Here is a 12,954-nt window from a genome sequence, read left to right on the forward strand (position 1 = left end):
GGTGGCTGAGGTTCTCGAAGCCACCATAATTTATATTTTAAGCAATGAAATAAAAATACATTTTGACCAATTAGAAAAAAGATACAACAACATTAATTACTGTGCTTCCACAGTGGCTTCGAGAACCAAAGCCACCTTTTCAATCAGTATATTCACTCACCAATTATGTTGGCTTCGAGGCCTCATTATACGGTGGCTTCGAGAACCTCAGCCACCGTGTGTAAAAAAGAAATAAACTGTTTCGGTGGTTGAAGTTCTCTCTCGATGGTGGCTGAGGTTCTCGAAGCCACCATAATTTATATTTTAAGCAATGAAATAAAAATACATTTTGACCAATTAGAAAAAAGATACAACAACATTAATTACTGTGCTTCCACAGTGGCTTCGAGAACCTCAGCCACCTTCACTATTACCACATCTTTCTTTATCTTTAACCTTCAAACTATTTACAATGAAAAGAATTGCCTTTGACGTCATGGTCGAGACCATAAAACAAGCATTTTTATTGGCAGGATTACCGGAAGAAAAAGCCATAATTTGTGCTAAAACACATGCAGAGACTAGTCGGGATGGGGTATATTCCCATGGTTTAAACCGAGTAGAACGATTTTTAGATTTTGTTTCCAAAGGCTGGGTGGATGTACATGCAGAACCTACTTTAGATGTGAATCTTGGCTCCATAGAAATTTACAATGGAAATATGGGTATAGGCATTACCAACTCCATCTTCGCGATGGATAGGGCAATGGATATTGCGCAGCAATATGGATTGGGCCTTGTTGCTTTAAATAATACCACCCACTGGATGCGAGGAGGATCCTATGGCTGGCAAGCTGCTGATAAGGGCTATATGGCCATCTGCTGGACCAATACCGAGTCCTGCATGCCCGCCTGGGGTGCCACTTCAGGTGGGATAGGGAATAATCCCTTCATTATGGCCATTCCGCGACAAGGTGGTCATGTGGTTTTTGACATGGCTATGTCGCAATATTCCTATGGAAAATTAGAAACGACTCGCTTAAAAAATGAAAAACTCCCATTCCCTGGTGGGTTTGATCAGGAAGGAAAACTAACGGATGATCCTGCTCCGATTGAAGCCACACGTAGAATTTTACCTACTGGATATTGGAAGGGTTCCGGATTGGCTATCATGTTGGATCTATTTTCTGCCATTCTTTCCAAAGGTAGAACCACAGCAGATATAGATTTGGTAGGGAAAGGGGCTTGCGGAGGATGTTCCCAAGTATTCATTGCGATTGACCCCTTAAAAATCAATGATCAAGCTTTTTTAGATGAAGCCCTAGAACACACCATCACTCAATTAAGGAATTCTACTCCAGTAACAGCAGAAGGAGAAGTGAATTATCCTGGGGAAAGATCTCTTAAAACGAGAGCAGAAAATATGCAATGGGGGATTCCAGTGGATGATGGCGTTTGGAATAAGGTGCTAGGATTTAGTCAAGCTAAAATGCCCTAAGCCTTACCTCTAATGAGCTTCTTTCAAATTCCTAAGGGATGATTTAACCTTTTTGAAAACTTTTAAATGTGGTAACATACCTACTCCTAACAGCGTTATGGAAAGTAGAATTAGGTTACTCGTTTCTGCAAAAATTTGGCCTGACGCTAAAACCCCAATCACCAAAATGGTGGATAATGGAAGTGAAATAGCTAAGGTCAATAAGGCTAGATTGGCATCAAATGTTTTTCGATAGTCGGGTATTTCATGCGAATCCTCTTTATGATGTATCGCAGCAATATGGGCAAATGGCCAAAAACTACATGCGCTTAATGGAACCACCACCGATAATAAAATCATGTTGGGATCATGGATTCCACATAAGTAAATGACCAATAAGCTAAAAAGGAGACTAAGGCCCGCTCGGAAAAATAAAATAGAAAGTATCATTCGAATCTCTTTCCCTTCCTTGAATTCTACGGCCATTCCAATATAAATCAATACCAAAGGACCCATCAAAGTACTGGCTCGGGAGAAGATTTCTTGGATGACCAAAGGTAAAGTACCCATATGGAAACCCATGGAAAGAAAAACGATGGCCAATAACATGATCACATTAATAGGTTCTTTGATCAAACTCCATAAAAAATCTTTCATGCCTTTTCTATTTCTGATGGTTCCTTCTTGCTGAATGGCCATGTGCATTTTCAAAGAAATGTAATACAGAAAATTGAGCGCAAAAAACTTATTTCCTACATCCGCCATGGCTGCCAATGCCAAGGATTCCCCTCCCAAAAATTCGGAAATAAAGGGGAAGCTCGACAATCCTGGAGCCAATGAAGGAAGCAACATGGTTAAAGTGCGACTTGAGGGGGTACCTTTATCAATCCCAAAAAACGTTAAAAAATAAGGCGCAGATAGAAAAATAAAGAAATTAAAACAGACTAAAATAATAGGATAGATAAGCAAGCTTAAACTTATCTTGATTCCCATAAGCGCTATAAATACCGTAGCAGGAAGAGCCACCGAAAGAATGACTTCTTTTAAGCCCTGAATTTCGGATTTGTTTTTAATTTTCCTCCGCAAAGCTACGCCTAAACCAATTAGGAGTATAAGCGTCAAGGTCTTTTCAATAGCATCAATCATAACACAAATTTTAAGCTAACTCTTTCAATGATGTTACGAAGTACTCCATCTCGGCCATCGTTCCTATGCTGACGCGACAATATGGCTTATTTAAGATCTCAAATGATCGGACCATGACCCCTTTGCTGGCCATTTTACTCAAAAAGGTCTTCCCATCCATTTTAATAGGGAAAATCACAAAATTGGTATAGGATGGAATGTAGTTATAACCTAATGCACTAAGCTCTTGATATAAATAGTTTTTACATTGCGTATTGAGGCGCTTCGTCATGGCTTGGAACTCCTTATCTTGTAAACTAGCGATAGCTCCCAAGACAGAAGTATGGCAAATTCCCATACCACCGCGAGTGATTTTTTCTATTTTATTTAGGAATTCTGGTTGTGCAACGGCATAGCCTACACGCAAGCCTGCCATTCCCATGATCTTGGAAAAGGTTCTAGCTATGATGACATTTTTCTTTTGTGCCAATAAGGAAACCATACTGGCCGTATCGCCTTCCGCAAGTTCTAGATATGCTTCATCGATGAAAACAGGAACTTTAGCCGAAACCCTTGAGCAAAAGTCCATCAGTTCATTCGCCGCCATAATGGAACCCACGGGATTATTGGGATTACAGATGTATACCATTTTAGTATTAGAATCAATGGCGGCTTCCATGGCTTTAAGGTCATGGGTCCAATCCGACTTACAAGGAATCGCTTTCCAAGTAGCACCAACTGCCTCGGCAACTCGGATAAGCGACATGTAGGTAGGATCAGCGGAGACAATATTTCCTCCTTTAGCAAATAAAACGATGGCTACTTTTTCTAATAAATCGGAAGAACCAGGTCCCATCATGATATGTTCTTTCGTCACTCCTTCTTTTTTTGCCAACATATCCACCAAAGTGGCTAATTCCTTCCAAGAATAGCGATTGCCCCCTGAAACCGACTCGGCTACAGCTTTTCGGGCACTTTCTGGGGGACCGTATGGATTTTCGTTGGCATTTAAACGAGCTATCATAGCTGGCACATTAGGTCGCTCATCCAACATGTACTCGCGCATTAATGGACTGTAATACAATCGATTTTCCGAATCTAAAGGAAAAGAGCTATGGGAAAAGGCTCCCAAACTCAAATGGGGGGCAAGTGCTATTCCGCCCATGGCGGCTAGTCCAGACTTTAAGACATTTCTTCTGCTAAAGGATGTTTTCATCATGATTGATAGGTATATAGATGCGCTGAAATTCTAAAACATTGACTCATTTCTGAGCTTTCATCTTACATACAGGAGAAAACTATCCAAAACTCTAAGCTGAGCTTTTGGCAAATTTGTTTGTCAAATTCTCTCAAAGAGATTACACTAGGCATCTTCCATGTGAGAATAGATATACGCCCAAGATGATTAGTAATGGGCGTATAAATTGTATTTATTGATGAATTATGTTGAAATGTAGCAGGATTATCGAAATCTTCCATCGTTTTTGGAATATTTTTTAAATAATAACCCCAAATACACAAAAATATGCCAATATTTATCCAAAAAATGTAATAAATAGCCGATAAATAGAAAAAAATAAAAATTACGTGATCGAAATACTACGTTTTAAATTCAGATAAAAATGAAATAAAATTGATTTTTAAATACAAACTAGTTTAAAAATTGAGCATTTGTTGAAATTAAATTTACAAAATGCAAAATATAGGTTACAAATTTGTATGATTATTTATGGTATTTTTCCTATGTGAATTTGATTCACCCATGTAAGTTTAATCAGAAAAAAGATGCAAGGTTAGCTTAAACGGTAATAGCCTGATGAAAATCACCGGCTATTACGAATGCTGGAAATCAATTTGCTTTTACTTCCCGATGGTGAAAGCAATCGGTTGGACGAATTTAGATGTGATATTGGCATCATGATTCTTGGCTGGAATCCATTTACCTGAATCTTTAATGACGCGAAGGGCCTCTTCGGCTAAACCATAGCCAGGGGATCTTAATACACTGATATCGGAAATAGTTCCATCGGCAGCCACCGTAAATTGAACATAGGCGATTCCGGAAATATTCGCTTTTTTAGCTTCTTCAGGATAATTAATATGAGTGGATAAATAGGCCTGAAACGCATTGGGCCCGCCTGGAAATGTGGCAGGCTCCTCCACGATCGTATGGAGATTTTGATTGATAGAAATATTGGTGTTTGCATTTTTCTTGGTTGAGATTTCCACCACACCATTAATCCCATCTTTTCCATATTTTTCATTGGCCATAGCTCCCTTCAAGACATTGATGGATTGAATATCATTGGGGTTCATTTTATTAACGGCCAAGGATCGATCAATCTTTCCATCAACGACATACAATGGATTGACTGGAGGAACGGGTGGCACGCCAGGAGCTGCGGGAATTGCTCTTATCGACAAGGGTGGCGGTGGAGGAGGGGGCAAATCCTTATTGTTCAATTTTTTGCCTTTCATCGGTTTGCTAGGGGCATTTTTGGTGAAGCTAATCCCAATTTTACTATTGGTCAGTTCTTCTTTTTTCTCTTGAGCCGTCACTTGGATGGAGAAAATAACGATAGCTAATACCGCCAATGGTAGCGCTAATACCTTTCTCAGGTAGGCGTATGGCGTGTTTTTGGATGTTGTTAACATGATAATTCTTCGTTTAATGGATGAATAATAAAAGGAGTGTCCGGGGTTTAAAAAGTGATTTCCATAATGCGATTGTAAAATCATTTGAGCAAAAGCATTCACGTTATTGCTTCCAACAGCTTCTCGGTCAGCAATAAATTCATGGATGTTTTGTAATTCTTTATGTATGAGCCAATAAAATGGATTGATCCAACAAATCGATGTGATAATTTGGCAGATAACCCGATCAATGGTATGTTTTTGTTGAATGTGCGTTAATTCATGCTTAAAAATGGCTTGGCCATTGGGTTCAGAAATGGAAATGGATTTTTTCCAAAAAAGGAATTGAAGAAATGAAAACGGAGCATCCTCTTCATCAGTCTCAATGAACTGAAATCCGTCCATGGCAATGCTTGGATTTCTTCTTTTCATCTGATAAATCTTAGCAATTTGATAAAAGAAGTAGCTTAATAAGCCTATCGAAATCAAATAAAAAGTCCAGATTCCATACTCCAGCCAAGGTAAATTCAACCAGGAGAATCGCTCAGGAGTGGCGCTAGCTGAGGCCGCTATGAAGTAAATAGCCTGTCCTGCTCCAGTAATTTCCTTTTCTTCTACGGAAAAAAAAGAGAACTGGAGGGTCGGAATGACCAAGCTCATGAACATACTAGCCAATAAATAGAATCGATTGTAGGTATGGAATCGAGTATTCCGAAGTACCAACATATAGTAGCCATAGAATATGCCTGATATCAGGCTACTTTTCAACAGATAGACTAATAGGGCATTACTCATCATCGCTTTTAGATTTTAATTGGCTCAGTAATAATTCCAAATCTTCAATGGACATCTGTTTTTTATCGACTAGAAAGGATACCACGTTCGTGTAAGATCCTTCGAAAAATGATTCTGTCAAACCCGCAATTCGCTGACCAGAATATTCCTGCTTCGTGACTTTAGCAAAATAGAGGTTGTTACGATTGGGGTTGTTAATCCCTACAAATTCCTTTTCTACCAATATTTTCAACAAGGTTGCAATGGTATTGGAATGGGGCTTGGGCTCGGGTAGATTCTCAATGATATCTTTGAGAAATCCGCCCTCAGGTAGTGTCCAAATTACTTGCATAATTTGCTCTTCTGCTTGGGTTAATTTTTTCATAGCTGTCCGTTTTGTTGGACCAAATGTATAACTAATTTTTTAGTTATAAAATATTTGTAACTATTTTTTTAGTTAAAAATTCAAAATGCTACGAACATAATTATGTGAAATAAAAAACGCCCCTAAATTTCGGGGCGTTTTTATTCATTCTATGGGACCTCAAATCCTATTTAACTAAAATTTTATACGGTCAGTACCATATGGTGCTCGTTGAGTACGACTTAAATAACGATTCGCTTCAGCATCATTGATAAATTGCTCTTTTTTAGCATCCCAATTCAGCTTGCGTGGTATTTTCATGGCCACATGTGTAATTAAACAAACCGTACAGGCTCTATGACCAATCTCAATAGGGGAAATAGGCTCTTTTCTGCTTTCTATGCAATCTAGCCAGTTGCCATGTTGTTCGTCTGAATGGTATAAATGAATCTCTTTCTCTCCAATCACCGATTCCAAAATCGCTGGATTAGAGGCATCAATGGCCTTAGCTCTTACTTTAGATGTAGGATCACTCGGGGTTGCCGAATAGTCTCCTCTGGAAACAAATATCCAACCCTCTGTTCCTTCATATCGAATACCATTCGGGAAGCCTCCGCTGGTATACATGGTTATGCCATTGGCATATTCTGCCTTTGCCATAAAGTCGCCATGTACGTTCCAAACCCCCGATTTAGGGAATTCGGCTACTGCCTCCACTGAAATAGGACCTGTTAATTCCGTGTCCATACCCCAAGCGGCAGAATCATAATGATGTTGCCCCCAACCAGTGATCATGCCCGCGCCAAACTGTTCCATACGTAACCAACCTGGTCTATCGTATCCCACTTGAGGGTGCACGCTTAATTCCGTATAGGGGATATAGGGAGTGGACCCTAACCACATATCATAATTGAAGCCTTTGGGTACAGGCATAGCTTGTACTACAGGGCCACCTGGATCTCCTGGAAGTCCCACTTTAACCGTATGTAATTTACCGATCCGACCATTTCTAACTAATTCTGCGGCTCGTCTGAATTGGCTACTGGAACGTTGCTGGGTTCCAACTTGTAAAATTCTACCTGTTTTTTTGATAAGCTCAGCTAATTGACGCCCTTCTTTGATGGTTAAAGAAGTGGGTTTTTGTAGGTAAATATCCTTGCCAGCTAAGGCTGCTTCCATGGCGGGTTGCGCATGCCAAAAGTCCGGCGTACTGATCATGACCGCATCTATGTCCTTATTCAATAACATTTCACGGTAATCATCATACATCTTTACGTCGATGTAATTGCTTTGACCCGTTTTCTTGGTATAATATTCTTCAACTAACTTTTTGGTGTCTACCGTACGATTTCTATCCAAATCACAAACGGCCATAATTCGAGCCTTTTCATATCTCCAAGTACTCGGTAAATCATGGGTACGAGCAATTCGCCCACAACCGATTTGGCCAATGTTGATTTTATTACTTGGTGCGTCTTTCCCTCCCAATACGTGGGCAGGAACGATGGTTGGAAAGCCAAATGTGCCCACAGCACCTAGGGCGATGTTGTTGATAAATTTTCTCCTTTTCATTATTTCGCAGATATTTTAGTAGCTTGTTTTTGAGCGATAAGCGCTAGTTCGGTGGCTAAGAAACAGTGGTCTTGGGTCATTGCCGTTTCTGTACGATTTAACACGTCATTCACGAGTAACTCTCCATGTGGAAGCTCTACATTCTTGCAGTCGATGTACAATGTTTCTTTTTGCGTCACTAAATACAAATGACTACCTGTACCGTGCGGTGAAGCGATATCCGTATTTTTCCGAACTTCCATATACCCTTCTGTTCCTAAAATGGTGAGTCTTCCGTCACCCCAAGTATTTAGTCCATCTGGCGTAAACCAATCCACCCGGATATAAGCTGAACCTCCATTTCCGCGTAACATCAAATCGCCAAAATCTTCAAAATTGGGATATTGTGGGTATTTGTGATTGGCTACTTGAGAAGCTACCACTTGTCCTTCCGTGGATTTAGTAAAATGTAAAAACTGATCTACCTGATGTGAGCCAATGTCCGTGATGATCCCTCCGTAATATTTCTTATCAAAAAACCAGGAGGGTCTAGAAGGAATACTCATGCGGTGAGGGCCCGTTCCTAAAGTCTGTACTACTTTCCCAATAATCCCTGTTTGAGCTAATTGACTAGCCTTTTCGGTCGCTTTATTTTCAAATCGCTCCGAATAAGAAATGGAATATATTCTTTTAGTTTCTTTTTGAACCTTACGTACTTCTGCCAATTGGTCTAAGCTAGTAATACCTGGCTTGTCCACCATATAATCCTTGCCCGACTTCATGACCCGAATCCCCAAAGGCGCTCTTTCAACAGGAGTAATGGAACTTAGGACCAATTGAATGGAAGGATCTCCTAAAATCTCCGCTTCACTTTTTACCAATTTAGCCGTAGGATATTTTTTAGCAAAATCCTTGATGAGATCTGGTTCTTTCGCATAATAAGAGACAAATTCCCCTCCTCCACGAATGATGGAATTGGCCATAGTATAAATATGACCATGATTGATTCCGATAACACCAAATTTTAAACGTGGTGCAATAATCTTTTCTTGAACCTTAGGAACAAACAAGGACGTGCCATCTTTGATGGGAGAATGGATGGCTGGCATAAAGGCTAGACTAGATAATAAGCTGGCATCTTGTAAAAATTTCCTGCGGTTGGAAGCATTTTCTCTCATGGGATAAATTCCGGTTTTGTGATACTATTTCTAAAAGTAATAATATTTGTTTTCTTACTGATATGATCTCTCTTTTTACTAAGAAGGATAAAAAAAAGGCTTAACATGTTAAGCCTTTTAAATACCTGAAGTATGTTGGATTAAACTGTCAAAGTTGAGTCCACCACAATCGTTGTTTTTAGTAATCGAGAAATAGGACAATTAGCCTCTGCATCTTTTACTTGTGCTAAAAAAGTATCTTGGTCAATACCTGGTACGGTAGCCTTTAATATTAATCGAGATTCAATGATCGTCCCTTCTTCCATTTTAATTTCTCCTTGCACATCCAATACTTTAGGAGGAAACCCTGCACCCGTTAGATTAAAACTTAGCTTCATGGCAAAGCAGCCCGCATGGGCAGCGGCTACCAATTCTTCGGGATTGGTCCCTATCCCATCCTCAAATCGAGTGTTGAAGGAATACTGGGTATGACTTAATACGCCACTTTGAGTAGTAAGTACACCTTTACCTTCTTTACCCGTTCCTTGCCAAACGGCATTTGCTTTTCTTATCATGACAATTTTATTTAAGTTTTGAGACAATCAATATTTTCCAATATTAAACTATTTCTCTTAAAATTAGTCCATACAAGAACCGCTTATTTCAGGAAATCTTTGAAAGAAGTTTAGCGTTCAAAAAGAAGATGAATGCATTTAAGCCAAAAGGCTTTTTTCAAACCATTCATTTGTTCCTCCTGCTAAAAACGTAGCTTGAAAACCCAAGGAAATTAATTGTTGAGCAGCCTGCTCTGACCTCCCTCCACCCTTTCCACAGATTGTCACCAAAAGAGCTTGGTTGGCATGTAATGGTAACCCTTGGGGGATTCCTTCTCCAGGTACATGAATGGCATTAGGAATATGTCTTGCTTCAAATTCCTCTTTGCTTCGAATATCCAAGAGCAAGATAGCTTCTTGTTGTTGTAATTTCTCAATCAATTGGTCAATGGAAATCGATGGTGTCATATCCAATTATTTTTTCTCAAAGAAATGAATTACTTCTATAAACCTTCGTGATGTTTATCACTTGGAAGGGACAATTTGGTATAAATTACCGTCAGCTTTGGTGATGATATAGATTTCCCCTTGTGCGTCTTGACCAAATCGCAAATCCACTTTGTTGGCCTTGACTAAGTCTTTCAACGTAAAGGGCAAACCATCCATTTGTAATTTCAATTCACGGATGCGCGTTTGGGTTCCCTCTTTGATTTCTGAAATAGGAATGTAGAAAATTCGGCCACGAACAATTTCCCCAAAAATGTATTTTCCACGTAAACTTGGGATGGCTTTCCCTGTATATTCAAAACCTCCCATAATCGCATTTCCCTCATCGTGGTCGAATTGGGCAATAGGATAAGTATAACCAAATCGAACATCATTTTTAGGAAGTGGAAATACGGTATTGGTACTTAGGGTAGAATCAATGGCAAATGTTCCTTCTCTCAATGGCCAGCCATAATTCTTCCCTGCCTTCAAGAGGTATAAGGATTCAATGTGTCTCTGACCAATATTCGAAACGATGATTCTCCCATCTTTCAACCAAGAAATTCGATTCGGATTGCGGAAACCTTGTGCAAATACTTCATCCAGGCCTTTCTTTCCCACAAATGGATTAGATGCGGGAATGCCGTATTTCCCATTCTGGCTATTTCTACCTAAAGGGTCGATTCGAAGAACTTTCCCCCAAGCATGCTCAGGATTATTGGGAATAAAACCTCTTCTTTGTTCCAAAGCCCCTCCATCGCCCAATCCGATGTATAGTAGACCAAAATCTGGATCTCCCAATTTGGCATAAGGGTTGAAGCTTATTTCTTGCATGCCATGTACTTGATCAATAACATTAACCCGCATGACTTCTCTTGCCCTCCCTTTTAACACCTTAGCGTGAGGATCATCCAAGGTCCATTCCGTGATTATCCATTGTAATTTTACTCGAAGGCTGTCTCCATAGGTAAAGTCTGATGGACCATTGATTTCAGGCTCTGTATGCGTGGTATAAAAAAGCTTATTTTGAGCAAAAAGAGGATGAAAAGCAAAGCTCCCAAGCCCCGTAGCAAAACCTGGTTTATTCGTGAAATTAGGAAAATGTTGGCTGATGTCTAAAAACTCAGTCAACTGGTCTTTATCATCTAATAAATAGATTTTACCCTGTAAATCGGAAATGATTCGCTCCTTACTCATCGGGTGAAAAGTCATTTTATTAATGCGAGCATTTACTTGAGGAGTATAAGTAAAGGGGAATTTCAGGATTTTCTTGAGGTAAATGGTTTCACCTGAATATTGAATTCCAGCTTTAATGGGATTTTCTAAACCTATTTTTTCTTTTTTCCCGAGACTCTTAGGACTTGGTTTCTCTAAAATAAAGGCAATCACATCTTGCAGATCTTTGGGATCTAAGTGACTGAAACTCGGCATGTAGGATTTGAATTTTTTGTACTTGTCTTGCGCTCTGGCCACATTGGCATCAATTAACGCTTTGGGATTATTGATGAAATCCAACAGGTATTGTTTATCCACAATTCCCTTTAGTCCTCCTAATTGCGGACCAATTCCATCATCTCTAAAGTTATGGCAATTCGCACAATGTAGTTCAAAGACTTGGGCTCCCCGATTTACATTTTGGGAATGCCCAGAAAAGGAAATAACGAAAAAGATAAGTAATCTAGCTGCCAAACGAATAGAAGCTAGAGGCTCATTAAGAATTTTCATAGGTCAAATTAAGCCCAAGGAGGCTTTTCCATGTAAAGAAAAGAATTTGAAATTATTACTGCATCCTTGCCTTTCCTTCTTTCGACATGATATGCTCGGGATTCCTTTTTAAGGTTTTAATGAAATGAACATTTCTAAAACGCAAGGCACTCCAGTCTTCGTCGATAGCGATTTGGCTTACGGGTTCAAAGCCCATTTCTCCCATGGGTTCCCAGCCTTGATCTCGGTTAAAATCACAGGTGTATTTCTTAGAACTTCCTTTGGGATAACACATCCAAAGAATGGCATCTCCTACTATTTTATCTCGACAAGCTTCAGCAAATTCTTGGATTTTTATTTTTTGAGTAACAAATACCAAAGCATAGTTAATTTGATTTACCTGATCGATGGATGTTACGAGTAGTGTGCCATCAGGTAAATGGCTTATTGATTGCTGAAAACTAGCTGGCGCATGCAGCATGAGAATTTCCTTTTGCTCTTTCAATGCCAGTTTCTTCCATAGTGGATTCATTATCATGACTTTTTTTGGATACTTAAATCTGTCGGTAATCCATCTAAACTCGTCATATTTTTCTCCACCATATATTGTTCCAATTTCTCAGAACCCATTTGATTGGCCCAAGTAAAGTGAATATCGCGTTCTCCTTGATATTCATACATAGGCACACCGTATCCACAAGAGGTTTGAACTAAATCTATTTTACCAACGATGATTTGCCGAGTACTCGGATAAATGGTAAAATGTGGAGCATATTCCTCCCAAAGTGGAGAATTGGGCAAAACGACAAAGCCTTTTCCGTATAAACGTAAGATGTTGGGGGTTTTGTCGAAAGAGCAAAACATGAAGGTTATTCTACCATTTTCTAAGGTATGAGCGGAGGTTTCATTTCCTGAACTTATGATATCCATGTAAGCAACGGTATGGTCGTCAACGACCCGAAAAGCTTCTAGTCCCTTGGGAGAAACATTCACTCGACCATCCCCTTGAAGCGGCGCTGTTCCCACAAAAAAAAGATGCTGCTGCTCCATGAATTCTCGATGAGCGCTGGAAATACTGTCATAAAATTTGCCCATGATTAGCTATTTGATTAGAACAAATATAAAATTAAATTTCTTGTCCCAAGGAAC

12 protein-coding genes are annotated in these 12,954 nt (G+C 39.5%); 1 reads left to right on the forward strand and 11 read right to left on the reverse strand.

Annotated elements, in window-relative coordinates; genetic code table 11:
• Positions 1-451 precede the first annotated feature (451 nt).
• Complete coding sequence (gene yiaK, locus U0R11_RS07750) at positions 452-1,477, forward strand: 3-dehydro-L-gulonate 2-dehydrogenase (protein WP_406751103.1); 1,026 nt, start codon at positions 452-454, stop codon at positions 1,475-1,477.
• A gap of 9 nt (positions 1,478-1,486) precedes the next feature.
• Here the strand turns inward: yiaK and U0R11_RS07755 are convergent, their stop codons facing one another.
• The 11 genes from U0R11_RS07755 to U0R11_RS07805 all read right to left on the reverse strand — a co-directional run bounded on the left by U0R11_RS07755 (position 1,487) and on the right by U0R11_RS07805 (position 12,900).
• The gene (locus tag U0R11_RS07755) at positions 1,487-2,602 is read right to left on the reverse strand and encodes an AEC family transporter (protein WP_406751105.1); all 1,116 of its coding nucleotides are present in this window, start codon (positions 2,600-2,602) and stop codon (positions 1,487-1,489) included.
• Between the two features lie 10 nt (positions 2,603-2,612).
• Positions 2,613-3,800, reverse strand: coding sequence for a pyridoxal phosphate-dependent aminotransferase (locus U0R11_RS07760; protein WP_454892290.1), 1,188 nt, complete (start codon positions 3,798-3,800; stop codon positions 2,613-2,615).
• Positions 3,801-4,441: 641 nt separating this feature from the next.
• The gene (locus U0R11_RS07765; RefSeq protein WP_406751107.1) at positions 4,442-6,013 is read right to left on the reverse strand and encodes a TonB family protein; all 1,572 of its coding nucleotides are present in this window, start codon (positions 6,011-6,013) and stop codon (positions 4,442-4,444) included.
• Positions 6,003-6,374: a BlaI/MecI/CopY family transcriptional regulator gene (locus U0R11_RS07770; protein ID WP_406751109.1), complete on the reverse strand. Its 372-nt coding sequence runs from the start codon at positions 6,372-6,374 to the stop codon at positions 6,003-6,005. The genes U0R11_RS07765 and U0R11_RS07770 overlap by 11 nt, the downstream gene beginning before the upstream one ends.
• A gap of 174 nt (positions 6,375-6,548) precedes the next feature.
• A complete protein-coding gene (locus U0R11_RS07775; RefSeq protein ID WP_406751111.1) occupies positions 6,549-7,925 on the reverse strand; it encodes a Gfo/Idh/MocA family protein in 1,377 nt (458 codons plus the stop codon).
• On the reverse strand, positions 7,925-9,082 hold the full coding sequence (locus U0R11_RS07780; protein WP_406751112.1) for a Gfo/Idh/MocA family protein: 1,158 nt from the start codon (positions 9,080-9,082) through the stop codon (positions 7,925-7,927). Before U0R11_RS07780 ends, U0R11_RS07775 begins: the two co-directional genes overlap by 1 nt.
• Before the next feature lie 140 nt (positions 9,083-9,222).
• On the reverse strand, positions 9,223-9,636 hold the full coding sequence (locus U0R11_RS07785; protein ID WP_406751114.1) for an OsmC family protein: 414 nt from the start codon (positions 9,634-9,636) through the stop codon (positions 9,223-9,225).
• A 138-nt stretch (positions 9,637-9,774) separates the two neighbouring features.
• Positions 9,775-10,083 carry a rhodanese-like domain-containing protein gene (locus tag U0R11_RS07790; RefSeq protein ID WP_166373629.1) on the reverse strand — a complete coding sequence of 103 codons (309 nt, stop codon included), beginning with the start codon at positions 10,081-10,083 and terminating at the stop codon, positions 9,775-9,777.
• Positions 10,084-10,140: 57 nt separating this feature from the next.
• Positions 10,141-11,826 (reverse strand): PQQ-dependent sugar dehydrogenase, encoded by a 1,686-nt coding sequence (locus U0R11_RS07795; protein ID WP_406751116.1) that lies wholly within the window; start codon positions 11,824-11,826, stop codon positions 10,141-10,143.
• A 55-nt stretch (positions 11,827-11,881) separates the two neighbouring features.
• Entirely contained in the window at positions 11,882-12,337 is a 456-nt protein-coding gene (locus tag U0R11_RS07800) for a hypothetical protein (RefSeq protein WP_406751118.1), read from the reverse strand.
• A gap of 2 nt (positions 12,338-12,339) precedes the next feature.
• Positions 12,340-12,900, reverse strand: coding sequence for a pyridoxamine 5'-phosphate oxidase family protein (locus U0R11_RS07805; protein ID WP_406751120.1), 561 nt, complete (start codon positions 12,898-12,900; stop codon positions 12,340-12,342).
• Between the last annotated feature and the right edge of the window lie 54 nt (positions 12,901-12,954).

Source organism: Aquirufa salirivi (assembly GCF_045310485.1).
Lineage (GTDB): Bacteria > Bacteroidota > Bacteroidia > Cytophagales > Spirosomataceae > Aquirufa > Aquirufa salirivi.